Here is a 24,684-nt window from a genome sequence, read left to right as displayed (position 1 = left end):
GCGTCGTCGTCGGCGTCCCAATCGATGCCCCAGTCGGAGCGGCCAGGCTCCTGGGGTGTGGGCTGGGTGGTGGCGAAGGCGTCGTCGAGCGGGGGTTGTCCGGGAGTGTCGGTGGGCGTGGGTTCCCAGCCGTGGGAGTCCATCAGGTACGCCTCTTCGAGGCGGGCGTGTTCCTCATCGAACGGCTCGGCGACGGCGCCTGTACCGGCCACACCGCCCGCACTGGCCACGCCGCCCGCACTGGGCACATGGCCCGTGCTCGACGCGCCGCCCGTACTGGACGCGCTCGGCGACGTGGCTTCCGCGGCCGGGGCGGCTCCCGGGGCAGTCCCCGGGTCGGCTCCCGGGTCAGTTCCCGGGTCGGCTCCCGGGTCAGTTCCCGGGTCAGTTCCCGGGTCGGCTCCGGTGTCGGCTCCGGTGTCGTTCCCGGCGGCGGCACCGGCGGCACCGGCGGCACCGGCGGCACCGGCGGCACCGGCGGTGCCTGCGGTGCCTGCGGGAGTGTGGGTGTCTGTGGGGGTGTGGGCGTCGCTCGCGGTGGGGTTTGCGGCGGCTTGGGTGGTGGCCAGGTGGCGGGCGACCTCGATCAACTGGTGCGCGGCAGCGGGGTCGGCGATCCAGTCGATCGCCTTCGCGCGGCGCTGGTTCAGCGAGTCCGTGTCACCCAGCGCCTTCAACGCCCGGGCCAGATCATCGATGGTGGCGTCGAACCGGATCACCGCACCCGCCGCAGCCCGCACCCAGATCCGTTTGGTGCCGTCCTCGTCGGACTGCGACACGAACACCCCGCGGGTTTTCGCCGCGGCCTCGGCGGCTGCCTGGGCTTTGGCCGGGTCGGCTTGTGCGATCGCGGCGGTGACGAGCTTCTTCAACGACCCTGGTGTGATGGTGTTGATCCGGCCCACGACCCGCCGGTCCACGATCGACGCGGCCTCCATCGACAGACTCAGACAGGCATGAGCGATCTTGCGGGCCCGCCACGCGATCGCGTCCCCGCCAAGCACCGCGGCCCACACGTGCGGCAGCCGGTGCCGCAACGCGAGCGCTTCGCCGATCAAGGAGGACGCGGCACCACTGGAGATCCCCAGCACGGCGCCCAGCTCGAGCACCGCGAACTCCGCCACCCCCGGACAACCCTCACCGCCGTACACCCTCAACCGCTCATTACCCGGCACCGCAAGCTCGCCGGCCTCCTGCCACGCGACCACCGAGTTGCGGTCGGCGAACGCCAGCGCCGCACGCAGGATCCCGACCTCCGCCTGCTCCCGGACCTGGGCGAACTCGGCCGCCGCGGCCAGCAGGTCCGCGGTGTCGAGCTCATCCAGATCACAGTCGAACATGCGTTCTAATGTAGATCACCGGACGGCCAGACACAAATCAGATCCAAGCCCAGCAGCCTTATTTACAAGGTGGTTCGGCCCTGCGGACGGCGCGGAGCGCGCCTGCTGGCCCCGGTCAGTCCGGATAACGCGCTGCAGTGCACCCCGTCCTGCGATAGACGCGCGTGCCGCGACTCACCGCAGAAATCGCGGCTCACACGGAGGATGACCGCCGGCTTCGAGCCACCTCGGGCCCGCAACGCCTGATCGCATGTCCTCGCCGCGCCAGTGAGTACAAGTCCGCCCGGCCACGCAGAGCCGCCACCCAGAGCCGCCACCCAGAGCCGCGCCGCCCCTAAAGCTGCGCAGCCAACTCGAACCCACCGAACAACCGCCCGCCGTACGGCGCCAAGACGCGATCCACTGTCTCCACCAGGCGATCGTCGGACGCCCGAACCTCATCCAGCAGCGACGACGCATAATCGGTGCCCCGAGCAACGTCGTACGCCACCACCTCGCGGAGCAGGCCTTTGCCGGTGCCGGACCAATGCCCCGCGCCAGTCAGCAGTAGTCGCGCGGCGTCCTGCCACAGCACCGACGCAACTGCCAGCCGGGCATCGCCGGACGCATCGGTCAGGTCGTCCAGCAGGTTGGTGATCGTGTACCGCAGCAGGTCCAGTTCGTCCGCGGACAACGGCTTCGGTCCGGCTTTCACCTCAGCCAGGTACTCCCGCTGCAACCGTTCACCTAACCCGTCAAGATCCACCAGAACGACGGATTCGCCGACCAGTCGCATCATCGTCGGTTGCCGCCGCGCCTGATCCTTGTCGGCGAAGAAGCGCAACGACTCCTCGGTGTGTACGAACAGCTCGACCGGCCAACCGGCGTACACCAGCGACTTACGCAGCGGCGCGGGCGGCCCGTCCAGCAATACCGTGATGTCCAGGTCGGACGTCGGACCCGCATCTCCGCGCACAACGCTCCCACCGAGCCATCCGGCGCGGGCGTCCGGATACAGCTCTGAAACCACTGCGCGGGCGAGATCCATCAACTCAGTGTCAGCCATCGCAACAGTTCGCGGTACGCATTTGCCGGCGGCACATGACCGCCGATGTAGTACCTGCGTTCGGCGTGGGGGATCGCTGCGGCGAGATGATCGGCGTACTTCGCTGCGCGTTCGTCGGATGACCCGTACCAGAGGCTCACCGGCACCGTGATGTCGGCGAAGTCGAAGCCCCACGGGTGCGCGAACGCGATGTGGTCGTCGATCCAGCCGTCGTGACTGGTGACGAAGGTGGCGGCCAGCCGGGCAACGGCCTCGGGGTCCGCACGCGCCGGAGGTCCTGGCGGTGAACCGGGATCCGGCGGGAACTCCGGACCGCCGGCTTCGACCGCCGCCATGATCGACCGGGCCGATTCCTCGAGCGCCGGGCGCAGGTCACCGTGCAGTGCCCGCCAGGAGGTCCGGTTGCGCCGCGGATCCTCCTGCTCTTCTTCTTCGGTCGGCTCCGGACCGTCGACCAGAGGCGGAGAGTTGCTCCCTGCCACCGCACAGCGCGTCACCCGATCGCGCAGCAACGCTGCGCACGCCAGCGCATGCGGACCGCCGCCGGAACCGCCGGTGACAGCAAACCGTTCCCACCCGAGCGAGTCGGCCAGCGCCGACGCGTCCGCGGCGACGGAGGCCACTGTGCGACCGGGCTGACGGGTGGATCCGGCGTACCCGGGCCGGTCCGGCATCACCATCCACACTCCGGACTCCTCGATGGTCGCGACCACCTCGGGCCGCTTCCAGCGCGTGCTCGGTGTGCCGCCGAACGACATCACCGGCGCCCCGCGCTCGCTGCCGTACCCGGCGTACATCAGCACGCGATCACCGATCCGCAGCATCCGATCCATCTGCGGAGCGTAACTACCCGGCACCTGCTATCCGAAAGTGAAGTTACCGTCCTGGGATTCTCGGGATTCGAGATGAACACTCCGTGGTGGAAAGATGCGGCCTAGCTTTTGTCGGCTGCGTGATTCGAACCCTCGTCAGGAGTACTTGTGAGTTCCTCGGTCGCCGGGACCGTCTCGCCCACCCGGCAGGCGCTGCGCCGGATGCGGCGCGACCACAGTGCCCGGATCGGTTTCGTCCTGGTGGCGCTGCTGATCGTGATCGCCGCCGCCGCGCCGTTGCTGGTGCGGCTGGCCGGCCAGGACGCGACGACGTACCACATCGACCTGCTCGACCCGGCGCGCGGCAACGCGCCGCGCGGGCCGGTCGGTGGTGCGAGCGCTGACCACTGGTTCGGCGTCGAGCCGTTGACCGGTCGCGACCTGTTCTCGATCGTCGTACTCGGGCTGCGGACGTCGTTGTTCATCGCGGTGGTCGTCACGGTGATCACGACGGTTGTCGGTACGCTGGCCGGCATCAGCGCGGCGTACTTCGGCGGCTGGTACGACGCGGTGCTGTCGCGGCTGCTCGACTTTCTCTTCGGCTTCCCCCAGCTCGTCTTCATGATTGCCCTGGGCATCGTTGTGCCGGCGGGTTTCCCGCGTTGGTTGTTGCTGATCCTGGTGCTCAGCTTCTTCGGCTGGGCCGGCCTGGCGCGGCTGATCCGCAATCAGGCCCGCTCGCTCGTCGCGCGCGAGTTCGTCGAGGCGGCGCGTAGTGTCGGGTCGAGCGGCTGGATGGTGATCAGCCGCGAACTGCTGCCGAACCTGCTCGGCCCGGTGCTCGTGATCGCGACGCTCGCGATCCCCGGCTACATCGGCGCCGAGGCGGCGCTGTCGTTCCTAGGGGTCGGTGTCCCGCCGCCGACACCGAGCCTGGGCCGCTCGATCTCGGACTCGATCGTCTGGGTGTACACCGGCGCCGACCCCTGGTTCCTGTTGTTCCCCGGCATGATGCTGTTCTTCGCCGTGCTCGGGTTCACGTTGCTCGGCGACGGCGTCCGGGACGCGTTCGACGTGCGGTTGCGGAGGACGAACTGATGCCCGATCTCGTCTGGTTCGTCGTCCGGCGCCTGGCCGCCGCGCTGCTCGTGATGCTCGCGCTGAGCCTCGCCGTCTACCTGGTCTTCTACGCGATCCCCGCCGATCCGGCACATCTCGCCTGCGGCAAACCCTGTACGCCGGACCGCCTCGAGCAGGCGCGCCACTTCATGCAGCTCGACCAGAGCACGCTGCAGCAGTACGTGAACTTCCTGAAGGGCATCGTGGCCGGCCGGACGTTCGGTGACGGCGCTGCAGCGGTGCACTGCAATGCGCCGTGTTTCGGGTACTCGTTCCCGCTCGCCCGCCCGGTCACGACGCTGATCGTCGACCGGATGCCGGTGACCATCTCGATCGCCCTCGGCGCCGCCGTACTGTGGTTGCTCTTCGGTGTATCGCTCGGTGTGATCGCCGCGCTGAACCGGGGCCGCATCCTCGACCGGATGGCCATCGGCGTTGCGCTGCTCGGTGTGTCGACGCCGTCGTTCCTGCTCGGGCTGCTCGCGATCCTGGTGTTCGGGTTCTGGCTCAACATGGTTCCGGTCAACGGGTACGTGCCGCTCACCGAGAGCCCGGTGGACTGGGCCTGGCACCTGATCACACCGTGGATCGTGCTCGCGATCCTGCAGGCCGCGTCGTACATCCGGCTGACCCGGTCGCAGATGCTCGAGGAGCTCAACCTCGACTACATCACCACCGCGCGGGCGAAAGGTGCCGGCGAGCGGCGGGTGGTGCTCACGCACGGGCTGCGCGGTGTGCTGGTCCCCGTGATCACGCTGTTCGGCCTCGACCTGGGCGCCTTGCTCGGCGGCGCGATCCTGACCGAGAAGGTGTTCAGCATGCAGGGCCTCGGCGAGCTGCTGATCAGCGCGGTCGGTCAGCTCGACGTGGCTGTGGTCGTCGGCGTGACCCTGTTCTCGGCCTTCCTGATCATCCTCGCGAATCTGGTGGTGGACGTCGTGCACGGAGTGCTGGACCCGAGGGTGAGCCATGGCTGAGCCGATCCCCGCGCGGGACACCACGGTGCAGACCGGCAAGCCGGTGCTCGAGGTGCACGACCTGCACGTCACGTTCGCGACCGAGCGCGGACCGGTGCCGGCCGTTGACGGCATCGACTTCGCCGTCGCGCCCGGTAAGACGCTGGCGATCGTCGGCGAGTCCGGGTCCGGCAAGAGCGTCAGCTCGGCCGCGGTGATGGGCCTGCTGCCGTCGAACGCCGACGTGACCGGCGAGGTGCTGCTCGACGGCCGCGAGCTGAACGGCCTGCCCGCCGACGAGTTGCGCGCGATCCGCGGCAACGACATCGCGATGGTCTTTCAGGACGCCCTGTCCGCGCTGAACCCGTACTACTCGGTCGGCTGGCAGGTCGCCGAGGCGTACCGCTTGCACCACGAGGTCTCGAAGAAGGTCGCGTTCCGCCGGGCGGTCGAGATGCTCGACAAGGTCGGCATCCCGGACGCGGCCCGCCGCGCGGAGAGCTACCCGCACGAATTCTCCGGGGGAATGCGGCAGCGGGTCGTGATTGCTATGGCTCTGGTGAACGACCCCAGAGTGCTGATCGCGGACGAGCCGACGACCGCACTCGACGTGACCGTGCAGGCGCAGATCATGCGTCTGCTCGACGACGTCCAGGAGGAGTTCGGGACGGCGCTGATCCTGATCTCGCACGATCTCGGCGTGGTCGCGGAGATCGCCGACGACGTCTTGGTGATGTACGCCGGGCGCGCGGCCGAGCGGGGTACGGTCCGGGACCTGTTCTTCCGGGCGGCGCATCCGTACAGCCTCGGGTTGCTGGGTGCGATGCCGCGTGTCGACGTACCGCCGAAACCGCGACTGACCACGATCCCGGGGACGCCGCCGACGCCGGGATCGATCACCACCGGCTGCCCGTTCCAGCCACGCTGTGCGTATGCGCATCTGGTGGGGGAGCGGTGCGTCACCGAGCGTCCCGAGCTCACGCCGCGCCCCGGCGAGGGCGATCACGAGGCGGCCTGCCATCTAGGGCGCCGTCCGGAGGTGATCCAGTGACCGAGCTGCTGAACCTCAAGGGCGTGAAGAAGCACTTCGGCCTGCGCGGAGTCCCGTGGCAGAAGGCCGGTGCCGTGCGCGCGGTCGACGGCGTCAACTTCGTCGTTCGGGAAGGCGAGACGGTCGGGCTGGTCGGCGAGTCCGGGTCCGGCAAGTCCACGCTGGCGCGGGTCGCGACGCGGCTGCTCGACCCGACCGAGGGCCGGGTCGAGATCGGCGGCCAGGACGTCACGAACGTCCGGGGCCGCCGGTTGCGCCCGATCCGCCGGCAGATCCAGATGGTGTTCCAGGACCCGCAGGCCTCGCTGAACCCGCGGCAGTCGATCGGCACGATTCTGAGTACGCCGTACCTCGCCCAAGGAATCCGGCCGAAACGGACCCAGCTCGTCGAACTGCTGGAGCAGGTCGGCCTCGCCGAGGAGCACCTGCAGCGCTACCCGCACGAGTTCTCCGGCGGCCAGCGGCAGCGGATCGGGATCGCTCGTGCACTGTCGGTGAAGCCCCAGCTGCTGGTGTGCGACGAACCGGTGTCCGCGCTCGACGTGTCCGTACAGGCCCAGGTGCTGAACCTGCTCGCCGACCTCCGCGACGAGCTCGGCCTGTCCTACGTCCTGGTCGCCCACGACCTCGCCGTCGTCCGCCAGGTCGCCGACCGGATCGCCGTCATGTACCTCGGCACGATCGTCGAGGAGGGCCCGGCGGCCGATGTCTACAACGCCCCGGCGCACCCGTACACCAAGGCGCTGCTGTCCGCCGTCCCGGTGCCGGAGCCCGGCGTACGGCGCGAGCGGATCGTGCTGACCGGCGATGTCCCGACGCCCATCGATCCGCCGTCCGGCTGCCCGTTCCGGACTCGCTGTTACAAGGCCGAGGACATCTGCGCGACCCAACGACCGGTGCTCGAACCTGTGCACGGGAATACGGAGCACCGTGCCGCCTGCTACTTCCCTGAGCCCCCCATCCCTGAGAGGACCTGATGAAACGCATATCCCGAGCGGTCGCGGTGACGGCCGTGGCGTTGGCCACCGTCCTGGTGGCAGCCTGCAACGCCAACGACAAGACCGCGCCAGGAGGTGGCAGCACCGCGGCGGCGGAGCAGGGCGGCACCTGGCACATCCTCACCACCAGCAAGGAGATCAGCCTCGACCCGGCCAAGAGCCAGAACCTCGGGATCAGCTCGATCCACCTGGTGCTGCGCGGCCTGACGTCGTGGAAGACCGAGCCGGGCAAGGCCGCCGAGCTGGTGCCCGACCTGGCCACCGACACCGGTCAGGTCAGCGACGGCGGCAAGACCTGGACGTACAAGCTGCAGTCCGGTCTGAAGTACGCCGATGGTTCGCCGATCACCAGCGCCGACATCAAGTACGGCGTCGAGCGCTCGTTCGCGCCCGAGCTGTCCGGCGGACTCGGCTACCACAAGTCGCTGCTGGTCGGCGGCGACAAGTACGCCGGCCCGTACAAGGGCGGCGAACTCGCGTCGATCGAGACCCCGGACGACACCACGATCGTCTTCAAGCTGAACAAGCCGTACGGCGACTGGCCGTGGATCGTCAGTATGCCGGCCTTCTCGCCGGTGCCGAAGAAGGCCGACACCGACCCGGCGCACTACGGCGAGAAGCCGGTCGCGAGCGGGCCGTACCAGGTCAAGTCGTACACGCCCGGCTCCAAGCTCGAGCTGGAGCGGAACCCGGCCTGGAACAAGGCGACCGACCAGGCCCGGACCGGTCTGCCGGACGCGATCGTGATGGAGATGGGCCTGCAGCCCGACGTCGTGAACCAGCGGCTGATCGCGGACGCCGGCGACGACAAGTTCGCCGCCACCACCGGTACGTCGGTGCCGGCCGCGCTGATCCCCACGATCACCGGCAACCCGGCGGTCAAGGCCCGCGTGGCGACGTCACCGTCTGGAGCGCTGCTGTACCTGGCGATGAACACCAAGCGGCCCGCGCTGGCGAACCCGGAGGTCCGCAAGGCGATCCAGTACGCCGTCGACAAGCAGGCCGTCCAGGTCGCCCGCGGCGGACCGGAGTACGGCGGCGAGATCGCGTCGACGCTGATCACCCCGGGCATCGACGGCTACAGCAAATACAACCTGTACGAGGCGCCGCCGGCGGGCGACCCGGAGAAGGCCAAGCAGATGCTGGCCGCGGCCGGCGTCAGCAACCTGAACCTGGTGCTGGCCGCCGACAACACGACCGGTCTCGGCGTGGCGCAGGCCATCCAGCAGGGGCTGAAGCGGGCCGGTATCACGGTCACGATCAAGCCGCTGGACAGCGAGCCGCTGACCGACCTGATCACCGGGAACCAGCCGGACTTCGACCTGACCGTGTCCAGTTGGCTGCCGGACTTCCCGAGCGCGATCGGCAACATCCAGCCGCTGTTCGCGTCCTCGGAGATCGGCAACGGCGGGTACAACATCTCCCGCTACTCCAACCCGGCGGTGGACAGCGCGATCGCCGCGGCGACCGCCGAGTCCGACCTCGGCAAGGCGGCCGGGATGTGGGGCGCGATCGACAAGCAGATCATGGCCGACGCCCCGGTCGTCCCGCTGATCTACGCGCGCAACGCGTTCCTGCACGGGTCGAAGGTGCAGAATTTCTACCTGTCGTCCTACCCGCCGTACCCGAACCAGCTGATCGTCGGGCTGAGCAAGTAGAAAGGACGCTCAGGTCCGGCCTTCGGATTCCTGGGCGTCGAAGAGGGCCGGCTGGGTCTCGGGATCGAGACCCCAGTCGGCCCTCATGACTGTGTAGCCGGCCTTGCGGGCGGCCGCGACGACCTTCTCGTCGTCGTCGACCAACACCGCCACCGGGCGGACCGCGGCGAGTCGCTTGAGCCGGCCGAGCTTCATCACCATCGACGGCCGCCGGTCGGTGTCGCCGCGCATGTACACCTTGCCGGCCGGGAAGCCGTTGTCCTTCAGCCACTGCTCGGTGATCCGTCGGGTCCGCTCCGGGCGGCCGGTCAGGTACACGATCTCGTGATCGGCGGCGAGTGTCGTGGCAACTGCCAGGCCTTCGGACAGGACCGCGTCGTCCTTGGCGTGCGCGAAGAACGAGTCCCAGTCCTTCGGCCTCGCGTTGATGTAGTGAATTCGCTTGCTGGTGTCGGACAGCGTCGCGTCGATGTCCAGTACGGCGTACGGCCGGTCGTCACCCATGACACCCAGCTTCCCAGGTCGCCCGGTCGATCGCGTACAGCACCTCGCCGAACTCGGATCCGGGCAGCGGGTCGTCGAAGTGCTCGTGGTACAGCTTTACGAACCGCAGGCCCGCGCGTCGCATCACAGCCCGCGACCGATGGTTGACGGCCATCGTGTCCGCGACCACGCGCTGCAGGCCGAGGTCGGTGAACGCCTTCGCGATCAGCGCGCGGGTCCCTTCGGTCGCGTACCCCTTTCCCCACGCGGTCCGGTTCAGCCGGTAACCGACGTCGACCGTGTCCGGTACGTCGGTGGGCTGCAACCCGAACCATCCGACGAACGCGCCGTCGGCCTTCTGATGCGCCGCGAAGGTCCCGAGACCGGGGTGCTCGGCGTACCTCTTCAGGATCGCGGGGAGGGTGACGTCCGCGATCTGGTGTCGCGGTGTCGGCTGACCGGTCAGGAACCGCATCACCTCGGGATCGGACTCCAGCTCCACGAGCAACTCGACGTCGTCGGCTGTGAACTCGCGCAGCCGCAGGCGGTCGGTTTCCAGATACACCTCGTTCACACAGGGATCGTAGGCGTCCGGAGTGTGGGCGGTGTAGCGGATTGTGTGTGTTGGGTTGCGCGGTTGTCGGTGCCGCGGGTTAGCGTTCTCAACGCTATGGGCGAGTCGATCACGTTTCTGCACAGCTCGGACTGGCAGTTGGGGATGATGCGCCGGTTCCTCGGGCCTGACGGCCAGGCCCGGTGGGGTCAGGCACGGCTGGACGCGGTCGCGCGGATCGGCGACGTCGCGCAGCAGACCGGCGCGGCGTTCGTGGTCGTCACCGGCGACGTGTTCGAGCACAACCAGGTGGAGCGGCAGACGATCCTGCGCGCGTGCGAGGCGCTCAAGCGGATCCCCGTCCCGGTGGTGCTCCTGCCCGGCAACCACGACGCGCTGGAGCCCGGATCGCTGTGGACGTCGAGCCAGTGGCTCGCACACGCGCCGGAGCACGTCACGGTGCTGACCGAAACGACCCCTTTCCCGATTCTGCCGGGGGTCGAGATCGTCGGGGCGCCGTGGCGTTCGCGGCGGCCGCTCTCCGACCCGGCCGCGCCCGGGTACGCCGACCTCACGCCGGATCCCGGTGTCGTCCGGATCCTGCTCGCGCACGGCCAGCTCACCAGTCTGTCCGGCGGCATGTCCGACGTACCGACCATCGACCAGGCGGCGCTCGAGGCCGCGGTCGCGGACGGCCGGCTGCAGTACGTCGGCCTCGGCGACCGGCACTCGACGACCCGGGTCACCGACCGGATCTGGTTCTCCGGGACGCAGGAGGTGACGTCGCCGGAGGAGGACGCCCCGGGCAACGTGCTGCGGGTGACGATCGCCGGCGACGCGATCGACGTCGAGCCGGTGCGGGTGGGAGCCTGGCACATGGTCGACCATCGCGTCGAGCTGTTCGACGAGGAGTCGATCACCGCGCTCGAGGACTGGTTCGCCGAGCTGCCCGACAAGGAGCGGACGTACGTGCGGCTGGCCGGCGACGGGTCACTGTCGCTGCCGCTGCTGGCCCGGCTGGACTCGATGATCGACGCCCAGGGCGAGGTGTTCGCGAGTGTCGAGCGCTGGGCGAAGTTCTGGACGGTGCGCCCGGCGCCGGACACGGCCGACCTGGAGTCGCTGCAGCTCAGCGGTCCGGCCCGGGCGGCGATGGAAGAGCTGCGCCAAGCTCTGGCCGGTGGTGACGAGACCGCGGGCGCCGCGCTCTCGCTGATGCACCGATTGGCGCGGGACGCGGGATGAGCCTGAGATGAGACTGCACAGCTTGGCGTTGCGGAACTTCCGCGGCGTCAGGGACCGGAGTGTCCGGTTCCGCGCGCTCGGCACGACTGTCGTGGTCGGCGACAACGAGGTCGGGAAGTCCAGCCTGGTAGAGGCGTTCGGGCTGATCTTCGACCTGCCCGACGACTCGAAGTCGACCCGGATCCGCGACATCCAGCCGGTCGGTCAGGACGTCGGCCCGGAGGTGACGGTCGAGCTGAGCCTCGGCGGCCGCGAGCTGACGTACACGAAGCGCTGGCTGAAGAACCGGTCGACCGAGCTGTCCGTCGTCGAGGCGGACGGCCGCCGCCGCTCCTGGGCCGGGCGCGAGGCACACAACGAGGCCGAGCGGCTGTTCCACGAGAACGTCGATTCGGTGCTGTGGCAGACCTTGATGGTCAGCCAGGGCCAATCGCTGGTGCTGCCCGCACCGGCGGATGCTGAGCCGCTGATCACCGCGGTGACCGCGGAGTCGGGGACGCCGGTCGACGGTGCGTCGATGCCGCTGGTGACGGCCGTCGAGCACGAGTACCTGCGGTACTGGACGCCGCGCGGTCGCCCGACCGGGGACTTCGCGAAGTCGGCGAAAGCGGTCGACGCCGCCGAGCTGGCCTACAAGCAGGCGCTGCAGGCGATGGACGAGGTCCAGTCCGACATCCGCCGCGCCGAGCGGCTGAACCTGGACCTCGCCGACGTCACGACCCGGCTGACCGAGCACCTGGCCGGCGTCGAGGAGCTGCGCGAACGCAAGCAGGCGACCGACGAGATCCTGCTGCGTCGCGACTCGGTGAAGTCGCGCGCCGAGACCGCCCGGGCCCGCCTGGAGAACCACACCCGCACCCGGCTCGAGCGTGAGCGCCTGCTCGACGAGGTCGAGCGCTTCACGAAGTTCGACGCCGACCTCGCGGCCCGGCGCGCCGATGCGGAGCTGGCGGCGAAGACCGCGGCCGAGACCGTGCACGCGGCGGAGGCGGCGCTCGCGGAGGTGGTCGAGCTCAAGGACCAGCGCCGTACCGAGGTCCAGGAGGCGGAGCGGCGCGTCTCCGCGCTGATGGATCGCGCCGAGCTGGACCGGCTGCTCGGGCAGCAGAACGAGCTGGCCGAGGTCCGCGCCCGGATCGCCGCGGCCGGAACGGTGCTGGACCGGATCAAGGTCGACGACGCCATGGTGGCCGCCATCGAGGAGGCCCGCGCGGCGGTGGTCGAGGCTCGCGCGGCGCTTGCCGCCGGCGTTCCGGAGGTGACGGTACGCCGTCTCGGCGCCGAGCCGGTGGAACTGTCCGGGAAGGGACTCGAAGGCACTGTCCCGTCGGAGCTGGGGTTCGACGAGTCGGCCGGGATCCTGGTGTCCGGTGAGCTCGTGGTCGGCGTCCCGGGTCAGGTCGAGGTCACGGTGCGTGCGGGTGGCGAGGCGGCGACGTTGCGGTCGCGGCTGGACGCCGCCGTACGGCGCGAGAAGGACCTGCTGAAGAGGGCCGGCGTCAAGGACGTGGCCGCGGCGCGTGAGCTGCTGCGCAAGGCCGCCACCGCGGCCGCCGAGCTGAACGAGGCGCGCCGGACCGAGAAGTCGCTGACGGCCGGCGGCGATCCGGGGGAGCGGATCGCGGTGCTGACCGCGCGTCTCGGCCCGGACGAGCCCGAGGAGTCGGCGGAGAAGGAGCCCGAGGGCGTCCCGGGCCAGATGTCGCTGTTCGAGGAGTTCGTGTCGCCGCACGACACGCTCTTCGACGACTTCGAGGTCCCAGAGCCGGCGGCCGACGACCTGACCGCCGCGCAGCGGGTGCTCGATCTGGCCAGGGACGGGCTGGCCGAGGCGGAGCGGCTGCTGAAGGACGCCGAGTTCGCCGTGGAGCAGGCGCGCAAGGCTGCGGACGAGGATCGCTCCGAAGCACAGAACGCGCGGGCTCGGTCCGAGCTGGCCGGCGAGCGGCTGGCCGCGGCTGTCGAGGCGCTGGAGTCCGCGCGGTCGGTGCTCGACGACGACGCCGTGGAGGCGGCCGAGGCGGAGGCGACGGCCGAGGTCGAAGCGGTGCTCGAGGAGCTGACCGCGGTGCAGGCGCAGGCCGACGAGGCCGGAGCGGACCGGATCGCCGACGAGTTGGCGCATGCGCTGGCGGTCGCGAAGCGGCTGCAGGACGAGCGTGACCGGCTTCGGGACGCGCTGCGGACGACGGAAGGTCGCCTGGAGCAGTCGGGCCGGGACGGGCTGGCGACGCGCCGCGATCTGGCCGAGTTGGAGCTGGCCGCCGTCCGCGCGGAGCACGACAGTTTGCTGCGGCGTGCGGAGGCGGCGCGACGAGTGCACGAGACGTTGAGCAGGCATCGGGCCGAGGCGCAGACGAAGTACTCGGAGCCGTTGCAGAGCCGCATCGAGGCGTTGGGCCGCAGCGTCTACGGGCCGTCGTTCCGGGTCTGGCTGGACGACGACCTGGCCGTGGCGGAACGCGAGCTCGACGGCGTCCGGTTGCCCGTCGAAGCGCTGTCGACCGGTGCCCAGGAGCAGCTGGCGATCATCACCCGGCTGGCGATCAGTCATCTGGTCAGCACGGGTGAGGGCAGCGTGCCGGTGATCTTCGACGACGCCCTCGGCTGGTCCGACAAGGCCCGGCTGCGCGACATGGGCGCGCTCCTCGGGCGCGCCGGCGACCACGGCCAGGTCATCGTGCTGACCTGTATGCCGGACCGCTACGAATACGTCCCGAAGGCCACGTTCATCACGCTGGACGGATGATCCGCTCCGGTGCCGAGTAGACGACGCACCGGTCGCCGCGGGCGAAGCCGCACAGCGTGATGCCGAACTGACGGGCGAGATCGACCGCGAGACTCGACGGCGCACCGACCGCGACGACCATGCCGATCCCGGCGGCGACGGCCTTCTGCACGATCTCGTACCCGGCGCGACCGCTGACCGCGAGCACGAGGCCTTTGCGGCTGTGCCGGTTGAGCACGGTCCAGCCGACCACCTTGTCGACCGCGTTGTGGCGGCCGATGTCCTCCTTCACCACCACCTTGCGACCGTCGGCGGTGAACAGACCGGCCGCGTGCAGCCCGCCGGTGCGGCTGAACATCGGCTGCGCGTCGCGGAGCAGCTCCGGCAGCCGCCGTACGACGTCCAGCGGGACCTCGACCGGGTCCACCGGGTCGTACTGGCGTTCGGCGAGTTCGTCGAGGCTCTGCTGGCCGCACACACCGCATGCGGCCGACGTCACGCCGTACCGCTGCGGTGGTTCGCGGTCCGGGGGACCGTCGAACGTGACGGTGACCGTGTTGAACTGCTGGTCGCGCGTCAGCGTGCCGTCGGTGCAGTACGCGACGGTCCGGATCGCGTCCGGGCGGACCGCGAAACCCTCGCCGAGACAGAACCCGGCGGCGAGCTCGAAGTCCGAGCCGGGAGTGCGCATCGTCACGACCAGCGGCTCCGGCGCGCGGCCCGGCCATTCGAGCCGTAGCTCCAGCGGCTCCTCGGTGCTGACCACATCCTCGCGCCGGGACGTGCGGTCGCCGTCGAGCACCTCGACCTTGAACCTGCTGGTGGGAGCCTTGGTCATGCCTCCACGGTAGGCCAGCCGCGCCGGACGGCGAGCCAGTGCAGGAAGGTCCACGCGGTCAGGCGCTGATGCTCGCGGACCGCCTGGGTACACCCTGGCGGCGGCGGGGCGTCGCTGGACCTCATCATGTACGCCACGATGACGGCCGCGAACGCGTCCAGGTGATCGGCGGGTACGTCGGCGGTGAGCGGGCTGCGGGTGACGGCGGCGAAGGTGTCGATGCCGTGGTGCTGCGCGAGGGGGTGGAGACCGACCCAGTCGATCCAGCGCGGGCCGAGGGCGAGCCAGTTCCAGTCGACCGTCCAGCAGGTGCCGGTGTCGTCGATGAGCAGGTTGTCGGGACGGAGGTCGGAGTGCGTGGCGTGATCACCTGCGAGCGCTTCGGGCGCGAGGCTGATCAAATCGGTCAGCTCGGGGAGGATTCGCGGGACCCATGACTGCAGGCCCTTGGGTATTTGGCTTTCCGTCGGCGGGTTCGCGATCTCGGCGGCAGGTCGGTGAAGCTGCCCAGGCCTTCGATCGGGCTCGGGTGCAGTTCCTCGGCCATGCGTTCGCAGGTCGCGGTCACGCGCTTGAAGTCGTCCGGTGTCCAGGGGTTACCCGGCATCCGTCCGTCGATCCACTCGGCCACCACGGCGAACGCGTCGTCGGCGTGAGCCGTGGCGATCACGGGCGGCGCGTGGACGGACGCCGGGAGTTGCGGGACGACCTCGGCTTCGCGCTGGTAGGCGTCGTACGCGTGGATTCCCTTCTGAGCGGCCTTGATGAAAACGCGGCGGCCGTCGTCGAGTACGGCGCGGGCGGCGAAGCCACCGGTGAAGCCGGAGGTCACCGGCGCGGCGACGTCGGTGATCTCGGTGCCGAGGGCAACGGCAAGTTCCGCGTGCAGGGCGGCCGGAAGCGAGTTCCAGTCCGGGCGGAGCGAGGTGGCCGAGTAGTCGACGTCCGGAGCGCGGCTCATGAGTCCACACCTTAGAAGTGCGCGAGGCGACAGTGCGCATTGTTCAGGGCGCGCGTGGTTTACCGTGCGACGTGTGAGCGGATCCGTGGTGTTGCAGGTGCTCGACCTGATCGGGATCTTCGTGTTCGGGATCACCGGCGCGCTGGTCGGCGTACGGAAGAAGCTGGACGTGTTCGGCGTGCTGGTGCTGGCGCTGGTCACCGGGCTCGGCGGCGGGTTCATCCGGGACGTGCTGATCGGTCAGGTGCCGCCGGCCGCGCTGCAGGACTGGCGTTACCTGGTGGTCCCGATCGTGGCCGGGTTGATGACGTTCTTCCTGCATCCCGGGATCGGCCGGGTGGAGCGTGGGGTGAACATCTTCGACGCGGCCGGGCTCGCCCTGTTCTGCGTGACGGGTGCGTTGAAGGCGATCGAGTTCGGCCTGTCACCGATCTCGGCCGCGCTTCTCGGCACACTGTCCGGCATCGGCGGCGGAGTCCTCCGCGACATCCTGAGCGGCCGCGTCCCGGTCGTGCTTCGCGCCGAGATCTACGCCACTCCGGCCCTGCTGGGCGCCGCCATCGTGGTGGTCGCCTCGGCGTTGGAGTACCACGCCCTCTGGGTCCCGATCGCCGCCGCGCTCGTCTGCTTCGGCATCCGGCTGCTCGCCATCCGCCGCGGCTGGAACGCCCCGCTACCCCGCAATTCGTGACGGCGGCTCCCAGGTCAGTTGTGGGCGAACCGTTCTTTCGGCCGGGCGAAGGTGATGGAGACGGCGGCGACGATCGCGCAGGCGACGCCGACGCCGACCGGGACCCAGTAGGCGTCGGAAGGACCCCAGAGGTCGACCGCGTGGCCGGCGGCCGCGTTGCCGGGGGCGACGCCGAGCAGGATGCCGGTGACGGTCCACGTGATGGCCTCGGTGAGGCGCTCCGGCGGTACCCATTCCTCGACGCAGGCGGTGACCGCGACCATTGTCGGCGCGATCGTCATACCGCAGCAGAACAGCACCACGCCGAGCAGTAGGACGCTGTCGACCCAGGGGAGTGGCGCCAGTGTGATCGCGAGGGCGATCGTGCCGAAGAGCAGCCGGCGCTCGACCGGAGCCCGCCAGTTCACCGAGCCGTACCAGAGCCCCGCCAGCAGGCTGCCGAACGCCCACACCGCCAGCACGACTCCGGACAGACCGGCCTGCCCCTTCTCGGTGGTGAAGGCCACGGTGATCACCTCGGCGCCGCCGAGTGTCGCCCCGAGGCCGAGGCCGATCAGGCTGAGCAACATGAGCGACAACCAGGGGAGTGGCGCCTGCTCCGCGCCGTCCGACCTGCCGCGTCCGGGCGGATCCGATGCGCGCAGCAGTGCCAGCCAGATGCCGCCCACCAGTCCCAGTACGCCGGCCGACGCGAGCGCGGCGTACGGGCTCACCTGTGTCGCCAGCGCGGTGACGAGGACGGGGCCGACGATGAAGACCACCTCGTCGCCGACTGCCTCCAGAGCGAACGCCGTCTGTAGCGCGCGGCCGCGACCGAGCAGATGCGTCCAGCGAGCCCGGACGAACGACCCGACCTGCGGACGGGTGCCACCGGCAATGAACGACAGCACGTACAGGACCCAGGTAGCGGCGTCGGCACGGACGGCGATCAGCAATGCGGCCAGAGCGACCGTGCAGATCACCGAACCGATCAGCAACAGCCCGCGCTGACCGAAGCGATCCACGACACGGCCCTGGATCGGGCCGGTCAGTGCACCCGCGATCACCGCGACACCGGACACCGCGCCGGCCAGTCCGTACGAGCCGCTCTCCTTGGCGATCAGGATGACGAGGCCGAGGCCGATCATCGAGATCGGCATACGCCCGAGGATCCCGGCGGCGAAGAAGGCGCCGGCACCGGGACGGCGCATGAGGTGGACGTAAGGCTTGAGCATGGGAGACCGGGAACACCTTAACCCTCGGCCGTCTGAGAAGCTTGGCACATGTCGCCTGCTGCGCCTCCGTACGACCCCTACGACCCCTACGACCCCTACGACGCTGTGCTGTTGCTCTCCTTCGGCGGGCCCGAGAAGCCCGAGGACGTGCTGCCCTTCCTGCAGAACGTGACCCGCGGCCGCGGGATCCCGGACGAGCGGCTCAAAGAGGTCGGCGAGCACTACTACGCGTTCGGCGGCCGCAGCCCTATCAACGACCAGAACCGGGCGCTGCTGAAGGCGCTGCGGGAGTCGTTCGACGAGGCCGGTCTGGACCTCCCGATCTACTGGGGCAACCGCAACTGGGCGCCGTACCTGACCGACACGATGCGCGAGATGGCCGCCGACGGCATCCGCCGCGCCGTCGTCGTCGTCACGTCGGCGTACCCGTCGTACTCCGGCTGCCGGCAGTACCGGGAGAACCTCGAGGACGCCGCCCGCGAGGTCCCGGACGCGCCGCGGATCGACAAGCTGCGGCACTACGCGAACCACCCCGGCTTCGTCGGCTCGTTCGTCGAGTCGACGGCCGACGCGCTGCGCAAGCTCCCGGACGGGTCGGCGATCGCCTACGTGACGCACTCGATCCCGACCGCGATGAACGCGACCAGCGGCCCGGACGGCAACGCGTACGTCGACTGGCACCTGGACGTCGCCGCCTCGATCACCGCTGAGCTCGAGCGCCGGACCGGGCAGACCCGGCGGACCGACCTTGTCTACTGCTCGCGCTCCGGCCCGCCGCAGGTGCCGTGGCTCGAGCCGGACGTGAACGACCACCTGGAGACGCTGGCCGCGGACGGTGTGCCGGGTGTGGCCGTCGTACCGATCGGGTTCGTCAGCGACCACATGGAGGTCATCTACGACCTCGACACCGAGGCCGCGCAGACCGCCGAGAAGCTGCGGCTGCCGATGGCGCGCGCCGCGACGCCGGGCACGGACCCGCAGTTCGTCGCGATGCTCCGCGACCTGGTGCTCGAGCGGGCCGCCGCCGAGCGCGGCGAACAGCCCGACCGGCCCTGCATCGGCAAACTCGGCCCGGGATGGGACGACTGCCGGCCCGACTGCTGCCCCGCTCTGCGTCGACCCACCACTCAGGCCAAGGAATCCGTATGACCTCCCCTCAGGATCTGTTGAAGCTCGCGGTCGACGTGGCGGAGGAAGCCGCCCGCCTGATCGTGGAGCGCCGCCGCGGCACGATCACCGTCGCCGACACCAAGAGCACCCGCACCGACGTCGTCACCGCCGTCGACCGTGAGTCCGAGGAACTGATCCGCGCCCGGGTCCTGCAGGCCCGCCCGGACGACTCGTTCCTCGGCGAGGAGGGTGACGACGTCGACGGCACCAGCGGGGTGCGCTGGGTCGTCGACCCGATCGACGGCACGGTCAACTACCTCTACGACCTCCCGACGTACGCCGTCTCGATCGCGGTCGAGTACGGCGGGGAGACCGTCGCCGGTGTGGTGGTGGACGCGCCCAAGGGCGAGGTGTTCACCGCGACGAAGGGCGGCGGGGCGTTCGTGGACGGCCGGCCGATCCAGGTGTCCGGCGCGACCGAGCTGAGCCAGGCGCTGGTCGGGACCGGCTTCGGGTACGACCCGGAGCGGCGCGAGGTGCAGGCCGCGGTGGTGCAGCAGCTGATCCCGAAGGTCCGCGACATCCGCCGGATCGGGGTCGGCGCGATCGACCTGTGTTACGTCGCCTGCGGTCGGCTGGACGTGGTGTACGAACGCGGCCTGAACCCGTGGGACTACGGCGCGGGCGCGTTGATCGCGGCCGAGGCCGGTGCCCGGATCGGCGGTCTGAACGGCGCCCCGGTGTCGCCCGAGATGTCGATCGCGGCCACCCCGGCACTCTTCGAGCCGTTCCACGCGCTACTCGCCGCAGCCGACCCGTTGCGCGCGTAGACACCACTGATTGCGCGTTTGTGTGCGGTACCGAGCAGTAACGAGCATTCACGTGTTCGGTCCTGACATTTACCGCGACACGCGGGCCACAGCATGGACCCAGTCGTGCATTGCCGCCCTTTATAGGGCACAATCCCGTCCTCGGGAACGGTGATTGCCGGTCCCGGCCTGGCTGTCAAGGGTTTCGGGGGACGAAGATTCGGCGCGGTGCTCCGACGCGGAATTTCTCGGCCGCTCTACCCGTTCAAGGGCTCAGCAGGCAACACCACGGGTACGAAGAGGGCAGGGAAACACCATGGCGACTGATTACGACGCCCCGCGCAAGACGGACGAAGATGCCTCCGAAGAGTCGATCGAGGAGCTGAAGACTCGCCGTCACGACAAGAACTCCGGCAAGGTCGACGAGGACGAGGCCGAGGCCGCGGAGAGCTTCGAGCTGCCCGGCGCGGACCTGAGTCACGAGGAGCTCGCCGTTCGGGTGCTCCCGCGGCAGGCCGACGAGTTCACCTGTTCGAGCTGCTTCCTGGTTCACCACCGCAGCCAGCTCGCCGAAACGAAGAACGGGCAGCTGATCTGCCGCGACTGCGCAGCCTGACGCCGGCGCCCTTCTTCGTCGTAACGAACAGCGGGACCGTCCCACCTCGGTGGGCCGGTCCCGCTGTCTTTGTGCGCTTTGCGGCGCTCAGTCCTGCTTCTTGACCAGGCCGGTGTCGGTGCCCTTCACCAGCCGCTGGGTCGCGTCCTGCTCGTACCCGGGCGGGGCGTACCCAGTCGACTTCAGCCAGTACGCGGCGGCGCGGCGCTCGGCGAACAGCCGTGCGGCGGCCGCGGCGGCAGCACTGACAGCGGCCCAGGTGACGGCCTCGGCGTACGACGCGCCGGCGTCTTTCGGCGGTTTCCCACCTGATCCCAGCTTCCAGGCCGTGCTGACCGCCTTGCTCGCGGCCAGGCCCACCACGATGGTGAAGGCGGCCTGCACCAGCTTCCAGCCGATCTTCGCTCCGACCACTGCACCCTCCTCGTACGAGACCTGACAGTCAGGATCTTCCCACGCTGTGCCCGCTCAGGGCGGCAGCCAATCGGTCGGGGTGGCGCGTGGCGATCAACCAGTACGGCGTCGGGTCGGCCGGATCGGTGATCTGCACCCGGACCGCGCCGGGCAGGTAGCTGCGCAGCACCAGGTACGCCTTCGGGTCGCAGTCCCGCCCGAACGCGTACCGCGCCGCCTCGCCGGTCAGTGCCTCGACGTTGCCGAGGTACGTCCGGTCGATCACGGCACGGCCGGCCCGCAGTTGCCGGTCGTCGACCTCGACGCGCGCCCCGCCGTACCGCAGCAGCATGGTCAGCAGCAGTACCGCCGCGAGCCCGCCGACGACGAGGCCGGCAATCGTCCCGGCAGGTACTGCGACGATGACGAACAGCGTGATCACCGCAGCGGCGGAGACGATCCACCACGCCACCGGCACCCGCAGACTCTCGCGATACGTACCCACAGGACCAGCCTGGCATGAGAACCGTCCGGGGCGCTCGATAGGGTCGGATGTTGTGACCGAGGTACTCATCCAGCGCATCGACCCCGACCTCCCGCTTCCGTCGTACGCGCATCCCGGCGACGCCGGCGCGGACCTGGTCGCGGCAGCCGACCTGACCCTCAAGCCGGGGGAGCGCGGCCTGGTCGGGACCGGCATCGCGATCGCTCTGCAGGACGGGTACGCCGCGTTCGTGCACCCGCGTTCCGGGCTGGCCGCGAAGCACGGGGTGTCGATCGTGAACGCGCCCGGGACCGTCGACGCCGGGTACCGCGGTGAGATCAAGGTCTGCCTGATCAACCTCGACCCGCACACCGAGGTCACCGTCCGGCGCGGCGACCGGATCGCCCAGTTGGTCGTCCAGCAGGTCGAGAAGGCCCGCTTCGTCGAGGTGGCCACGCTGCCCGGTTCCGCGCGCGGCACCGGCGGGCACGGGTCGACCGGCGGCTTCGGCGATGTGACACGCTGATCAGGTGCTCCGGTTGACCTGTCGGACACGAGAGACTACGGCGCTGGGTCAGCGCCGGTACCAACATCAAGGAAGTAGGCAACAGCTGTGATCTTCCGCCGCAAGGGCAAGAACGACGAGCCCGCGACGAGTGAGACCGTCGAGGAAGAGACTGCTACCGCGGAGGTCCGCGCCGAGGGCCCGTTCGACGCGAGCGAGGTCGACGCCGAGGAGCTGGAGGCGGAGGACCGGATCAACCTGGGCGCTTTGGTCGTCACCGGTCTGCCGGGGATGGAGCTCGGGCTGCAGGTCGACGAGCAGAGCGGGGTCGTCCAGGCCGTGCTGCTGATGCTCGACGAGTCCGCGCTGGAACTGCGCGCGTTCGCGGCGCCGAAGTCGGCCGGCATCTGGGACGAGGTCCGCCAGGAGATCGCCGCCGAGGCGGCCCGGATGGGCGGTACGGCGACCGAGACCGAGGGACCGTTCGGCACCGAGCTGGTGCTCGTGGTGCCGGTCGAGGACCCCGAGGGACAGGTCTTCAGCCAGACCTCGCGGGTGATCGGCGTCGACGGCCCGCGCTGGCTGCTCCGCGCCACCGTGCTGGGGCGCGCCGCGGTCGAGCCGGACGCCGCCGCGCCGATGGAGGAGACGCTGCGCAAGACCGTCGTGGTCCGCGGGAACGAGCCGATGGCCGTCCGCGAGTCGCTGCCGCTGCAGCTGCCGCCGGGCGCGGAGCCGAATGCTCCGGTCGAGGCCTGAGCGGATTACACTCGACGTCATGGGTAGCAACAAACCCGCGGGACTGTGGAAGCGTGCGTTCCGTGGGCTGGCCGGGGACCGCGAGCAGCAGGACGCGGAGATCCTTCAGGACTTCGCGCAGGACTGCGGCGCGAAGTCCATCACCGGCTGCCGCGACCGGGAGATGGTCACGCTGTACGGCACGCTGCGCACCATCACGTTCAGCCCGCGCGGCGGCGTACCCGCGCTGGAGGGTGAGTTGTACGACGGCACCGGCACGGTGAAGCTGGTCTGGCTCGGCCGCCGCAAGATCGGCGGCATCCACGCCGGATCCGAGCTGATCGCGTCCGGCCGGATCGGCATCGTCGACGGCGAGCGGGTCATGTTCAACCCCCGCTACGAACTCCGCCCCCAGGCAGCTCATGGCTGACCAGACGCCCGCGGCCGCCGCCGAAGACGTGGATCGCCCCAAGACCACCGACAAGGACTTCTTCCATGCGCTCGGTGGCTGGGGCGCGCTGCTGGACATCGGGCTGCCGTGGATCGCGTTCCTGGTCGCCTACGCCGTCACCGACCACAAGCTGCAGCTCTCGCTGATCATCGCGGTCGGGATCGCGGCCGTCCTGGCCGTCATCCGGCTGATCCGGCGGCAGGCGCTGCGGAACGTCTTCGGTGGGTTCATCGGCGTCCTGATCTCCGCCTGGGTCGCGAACCGGACCGGCAACGCCAAGGACTTCTACGTCCCGGGGCTGCTGACCAACCTCGGCTACGGCCTGCTGTACCTCATCACCGTGCTGATCCGCTGGCCGCTGTTCGGCGTCCTGTACGGCGTGATCACCCAAACCGGCACGGCCTGGCGCCGCGACCCTGCCCTGCTCCGGGGCTTCTCGCGGGCCACGCTGGTCTTCGTCGGGCTGTTCGCGATCCGCCTGATTGTGCAGGTGCCGCTGTACTTCACCGGCAGTCTGAACGCCTTGGGGATCGCCAAGATCGGCCTCGGTCTGCCGTTCTACGCGTTGGCGATCTGGCTCGCGTACGCCGTACTCCGCGGCTCCATGCCCCCCGAAAAATGGGCCGAAGCCCGAGACAGCATCACCCACCTCCTTCGCGGCAACAAGAAGTAGCCGCACCAGGTGCGACCTGGCCACGGCGATCACTGGCCGCGGGGATCACTGGCCGCGGCTGCCGTGCTTGAATCGCAGTGGCCCGATGATGCTCCGGGGGTGTCGATGTTTCGTGCTGAGAATACGGCATCTCCTGCAGGGCGTTCTACGAGCTGCGCAGGCGCGCGGTGGTCGATGGGCCGGCCGCGGTCCTTGTGCCGCGGACCCGCCGGTCGAGGACGAGTCCGTCCGAGCTGACCGACGAGGTGCCGCGCTGGAGGCCTGCGGGCTGGACCGCGTTCCGATCAGCGTGCGCGACGGGATGCGCGCGATGGGTCTGGATCCGGTGTCGTTCGTCGCTGGTCAGGATCGTCCGCGAGGCCGGCGTGGCCGTGACCGCCCATGGCGTGGCCCCAGCGGCTGCTGTCGGACAACGTGACGGCTGATCGGGGCGACGCCGAGCGGCTCGAGACGGGTCCGTGCTCAACCCGTCGGGCCGCGGACTTCTGGGCCAGTTCGTCGTCCAGGTGCTGGCCTCGGGCGTCATCACCGGCAAGCCCGGCAAGCCCGGCAAGCCCGGCAAGCCGACCTTCCAGGGCAGCAACGAACGTTTTCACCAGACCCTGTTCCGCTACCTGGACCAACGCCCACTCGCCGAGACTCTCGACGAGTTGCAGATTCAGGGCGACGCCTTCGATCACCTCTACAACATCCAGCGTCCCCACCAAGGCCTGATCGGCCGTGTCACACCCCAGACAGCCTGGGAAGCCGCGAGGCGAGGTGCCCGCCCCGCCCGTGAGCAGATCGCCCGCTCCCGCATCCACCGGGCCCGCACCCACCGGCCCCGCACCCACCGGCCCCGCACCCACCGGCCCCGCACCCAGCAACCCCGGCCCGCACCGGCACGGCTTACAGCAGGTCCTCGTCATCACCAACGGTGACAAACCGGGCGACACCATCACCATCACCATCACCGTCACCAACGCCGTCACCAACGCCGTCACCAACCTCGACGGCGAGATCCTGGGACCGGCTCAACCTCACCCCACAACCGTGCCTCCCGCAAGCGCGGAACCCCTTCTATACAAGGCAAATCAACCCCGAGAACGATTTGCGCGTGACCATCCCGTGACCTACACTAGAACACATGTTCGAATCGGATCTGGATGAGCTCGACACCGCGGACCTGCTGTCCGCGGCGGCCGAGTACGTCCAGATCCGTGAACAGGCCGAG

26 protein-coding genes and 1 pseudogene are annotated in these 24,684 nt (G+C 69.8%); 16 read left to right on the top strand and 11 right to left on the bottom strand.

The window, feature by feature from the left end; translation table 11 throughout:
* From AB0B82_RS31780 to AB0B82_RS31770, 3 genes and pseudogenes are all read right to left on the bottom strand, one after another.
* A pseudogene (locus tag AB0B82_RS31780) lies at nt 1-1,340 on the bottom strand (hypothetical protein); the annotation flags it as partial.
* 334 nt (nt 1,341-1,674) lie between these two features.
* Nucleotides 1,675-2,385, bottom strand: a complete 711-nt coding sequence (locus AB0B82_RS31775) for a nucleotidyltransferase domain-containing protein (protein ID WP_360176978.1) — start codon at nt 2,383-2,385, stop codon at nt 1,675-1,677.
* Complete coding sequence (locus AB0B82_RS31770) at nt 2,367-3,218, bottom strand: alpha/beta hydrolase (protein ID WP_360176976.1); 852 nt, start codon at nt 3,216-3,218, stop codon at nt 2,367-2,369. The genes AB0B82_RS31775 and AB0B82_RS31770 overlap by 19 nt, the downstream gene beginning before the upstream one ends.
* A gap of 147 nt (nt 3,219-3,365) precedes the next feature.
* Here AB0B82_RS31770 and AB0B82_RS31765 point away from each other — a divergent pair, with 147 nt between their 5' ends.
* Genes AB0B82_RS31765 through AB0B82_RS31745 form a run of 5 tightly spaced genes read left to right on the top strand, consistent with a single transcriptional unit; the run spans nt 3,366 to nt 8,979 of the window.
* On the top strand, nt 3,366-4,295 hold the full coding sequence (locus AB0B82_RS31765) for an ABC transporter permease (protein ID WP_360176973.1): 930 nt from the start codon (nt 3,366-3,368) through the stop codon (nt 4,293-4,295).
* Nucleotides 4,295-5,293 (top strand): ABC transporter permease, encoded by a 999-nt coding sequence (locus tag AB0B82_RS31760; RefSeq protein ID WP_360176970.1) that lies wholly within the window; start codon nt 4,295-4,297, stop codon nt 5,291-5,293. Before AB0B82_RS31765 ends, AB0B82_RS31760 begins: the two co-directional genes overlap by 1 nt.
* Complete coding sequence (locus tag AB0B82_RS31755; protein WP_360176968.1) at nt 5,286-6,323, top strand: ABC transporter ATP-binding protein; 1,038 nt, start codon at nt 5,286-5,288, stop codon at nt 6,321-6,323. Before AB0B82_RS31760 ends, AB0B82_RS31755 begins: the two co-directional genes overlap by 8 nt.
* Nucleotides 6,320-7,300 carry an ABC transporter ATP-binding protein gene (locus AB0B82_RS31750; RefSeq protein ID WP_360176965.1) on the top strand — a complete coding sequence of 327 codons (981 nt, stop codon included), beginning with the start codon at nt 6,320-6,322 and terminating at the stop codon, nt 7,298-7,300. Before AB0B82_RS31755 ends, AB0B82_RS31750 begins: the two co-directional genes overlap by 4 nt.
* Nucleotides 7,300-8,979 carry an ABC transporter substrate-binding protein gene (locus AB0B82_RS31745; RefSeq protein ID WP_360176962.1) on the top strand — a complete coding sequence of 560 codons (1,680 nt, stop codon included), beginning with the start codon at nt 7,300-7,302 and terminating at the stop codon, nt 8,977-8,979. The genes AB0B82_RS31750 and AB0B82_RS31745 overlap by 1 nt, the downstream gene beginning before the upstream one ends.
* A gap of 9 nt (nt 8,980-8,988) precedes the next feature.
* Here AB0B82_RS31745 and AB0B82_RS31740 read toward each other — a convergent pair whose 3' ends face one another.
* Nucleotides 8,989-9,483 carry an HAD family acid phosphatase gene (locus AB0B82_RS31740; RefSeq protein WP_360176959.1) on the bottom strand — a complete coding sequence of 165 codons (495 nt, stop codon included), beginning with the start codon at nt 9,481-9,483 and terminating at the stop codon, nt 8,989-8,991.
* A complete protein-coding gene (locus AB0B82_RS31735) occupies nt 9,476-10,036 on the bottom strand; it encodes a GNAT family N-acetyltransferase (RefSeq protein WP_360176956.1) in 561 nt (186 codons plus the stop codon). The genes AB0B82_RS31740 and AB0B82_RS31735 overlap by 8 nt, the downstream gene beginning before the upstream one ends.
* Before the next feature lie 96 nt (nt 10,037-10,132).
* Between AB0B82_RS31735 and AB0B82_RS31730 the strand changes: the two genes are divergently transcribed.
* Both AB0B82_RS31730 and AB0B82_RS31725 read left to right on the top strand, forming a co-directional pair.
* Complete coding sequence (locus AB0B82_RS31730; RefSeq protein WP_360176953.1) at nt 10,133-11,260, top strand: DNA repair exonuclease; 1,128 nt, start codon at nt 10,133-10,135, stop codon at nt 11,258-11,260.
* Nucleotides 11,261-11,267: 7 nt separating this feature from the next.
* Nucleotides 11,268-14,009, top strand: coding sequence for an AAA family ATPase (locus tag AB0B82_RS31725; protein ID WP_360176950.1), 2,742 nt, complete (start codon nt 11,268-11,270; stop codon nt 14,007-14,009).
* On the opposite strand, the gene fdhD is transcribed toward AB0B82_RS31725, so the two are convergent.
* The 3 genes from fdhD to AB0B82_RS31710 are packed head-to-tail and all read right to left on the bottom strand — an operon-like array spanning nt 13,993 to nt 15,787.
* Complete coding sequence (gene fdhD, locus AB0B82_RS31720; protein ID WP_360176947.1) at nt 13,993-14,826, bottom strand: formate dehydrogenase accessory sulfurtransferase FdhD; 834 nt, start codon at nt 14,824-14,826, stop codon at nt 13,993-13,995. The genes AB0B82_RS31725 and fdhD overlap by 17 nt on opposite strands.
* Nucleotides 14,823-15,227 (bottom strand): hypothetical protein, encoded by a 405-nt coding sequence (locus tag AB0B82_RS31715; protein WP_360176944.1) that lies wholly within the window; start codon nt 15,225-15,227, stop codon nt 14,823-14,825. Before AB0B82_RS31715 ends, fdhD begins: the two co-directional genes overlap by 4 nt.
* 5 nt (nt 15,228-15,232) lie before the next feature.
* Nucleotides 15,233-15,787: a hypothetical protein gene (locus AB0B82_RS31710; protein WP_360176941.1), complete on the bottom strand. Its 555-nt coding sequence runs from the start codon at nt 15,785-15,787 to the stop codon at nt 15,233-15,235.
* Nucleotides 15,788-15,860: 73 nt separating this feature from the next.
* On the opposite strand from AB0B82_RS31710, the gene AB0B82_RS31705 reads away from it, so the two are divergent.
* Nucleotides 15,861-16,478: a trimeric intracellular cation channel family protein gene (locus AB0B82_RS31705; protein WP_360176938.1), complete on the top strand. Its 618-nt coding sequence runs from the start codon at nt 15,861-15,863 to the stop codon at nt 16,476-16,478.
* A 14-nt stretch (nt 16,479-16,492) separates the two neighbouring features.
* Here AB0B82_RS31705 and AB0B82_RS31700 read toward each other — a convergent pair whose 3' ends face one another.
* The gene (locus tag AB0B82_RS31700) at nt 16,493-17,692 is read right to left on the bottom strand and encodes an MFS transporter (protein ID WP_360176935.1); all 1,200 of its coding nucleotides are present in this window, start codon (nt 17,690-17,692) and stop codon (nt 16,493-16,495) included.
* Between the two features lie 48 nt (nt 17,693-17,740).
* On the opposite strand from AB0B82_RS31700, the gene AB0B82_RS31695 reads away from it, so the two are divergent.
* The 3 genes from AB0B82_RS31695 (at nt 17,741) to AB0B82_RS31685 (ending at nt 20,227) form a co-directional block, all read left to right on the top strand.
* Nucleotides 17,741-18,841: a ferrochelatase gene (locus AB0B82_RS31695; RefSeq protein ID WP_360176932.1), complete on the top strand. Its 1,101-nt coding sequence runs from the start codon at nt 17,741-17,743 to the stop codon at nt 18,839-18,841.
* Nucleotides 18,838-19,632, top strand: a complete 795-nt coding sequence (locus AB0B82_RS31690; RefSeq protein WP_360176929.1) for an inositol monophosphatase family protein — start codon at nt 18,838-18,840, stop codon at nt 19,630-19,632. Before AB0B82_RS31695 ends, AB0B82_RS31690 begins: the two co-directional genes overlap by 4 nt.
* A gap of 295 nt (nt 19,633-19,927) precedes the next feature.
* Nucleotides 19,928-20,227, top strand: coding sequence for a DUF4193 domain-containing protein (locus AB0B82_RS31685; protein ID WP_130379292.1), 300 nt, complete (start codon nt 19,928-19,930; stop codon nt 20,225-20,227).
* 87 nt (nt 20,228-20,314) lie between these two features.
* On the opposite strand, the gene AB0B82_RS31680 is transcribed toward AB0B82_RS31685, so the two are convergent.
* Nucleotides 20,315-20,641: a DUF4235 domain-containing protein gene (locus AB0B82_RS31680; RefSeq protein ID WP_360176926.1), complete on the bottom strand. Its 327-nt coding sequence runs from the start codon at nt 20,639-20,641 to the stop codon at nt 20,315-20,317.
* 28 nt (nt 20,642-20,669) lie between these two features.
* The gene (locus AB0B82_RS31675; protein ID WP_360176923.1) at nt 20,670-21,125 is read right to left on the bottom strand and encodes a DUF3093 domain-containing protein; all 456 of its coding nucleotides are present in this window, start codon (nt 21,123-21,125) and stop codon (nt 20,670-20,672) included.
* Nucleotides 21,126-21,177: 52 nt separating this feature from the next.
* On the opposite strand from AB0B82_RS31675, the gene dut reads away from it, so the two are divergent.
* The 5 genes from dut (at nt 21,178) to AB0B82_RS31650 (ending at nt 24,391) form a co-directional block, all read left to right on the top strand.
* Nucleotides 21,178-21,630, top strand: a complete 453-nt coding sequence (dut, locus tag AB0B82_RS31670; RefSeq protein ID WP_360176920.1) for a dUTP diphosphatase — start codon at nt 21,178-21,180, stop codon at nt 21,628-21,630.
* An 87-nt stretch (nt 21,631-21,717) separates the two neighbouring features.
* Complete coding sequence (locus AB0B82_RS31665; RefSeq protein WP_360176917.1) at nt 21,718-22,368, top strand: DUF3710 domain-containing protein; 651 nt, start codon at nt 21,718-21,720, stop codon at nt 22,366-22,368.
* Nucleotides 22,369-22,387: 19 nt separating this feature from the next.
* Nucleotides 22,388-22,777, top strand: coding sequence for an OB-fold nucleic acid binding domain-containing protein (locus AB0B82_RS31660; RefSeq protein WP_360176914.1), 390 nt, complete (start codon nt 22,388-22,390; stop codon nt 22,775-22,777).
* Nucleotides 22,770-23,471, top strand: a complete 702-nt coding sequence (locus tag AB0B82_RS31655) for a DUF3159 domain-containing protein (RefSeq protein ID WP_360176911.1) — start codon at nt 22,770-22,772, stop codon at nt 23,469-23,471. The genes AB0B82_RS31660 and AB0B82_RS31655 overlap by 8 nt, the downstream gene beginning before the upstream one ends.
* Before the next feature lie 458 nt (nt 23,472-23,929).
* Complete coding sequence (locus tag AB0B82_RS31650; protein WP_360176908.1) at nt 23,930-24,391, top strand: integrase core domain-containing protein; 462 nt, start codon at nt 23,930-23,932, stop codon at nt 24,389-24,391.
* Nucleotides 24,392-24,684 lie beyond the last annotated feature (293 nt).

Origin of the sequence: Kribbella sp. NPDC048915 (assembly GCF_040649595.1) — a bacterium.
In the GTDB taxonomy this organism is placed as follows: Bacteria; Actinomycetota; Actinomycetes; order Propionibacteriales; family Kribbellaceae; genus Kribbella.
The sequence above is the reverse complement of the archived record's forward strand: the minus strand, read 5'-3'. Positions and strand labels throughout refer to the sequence as shown.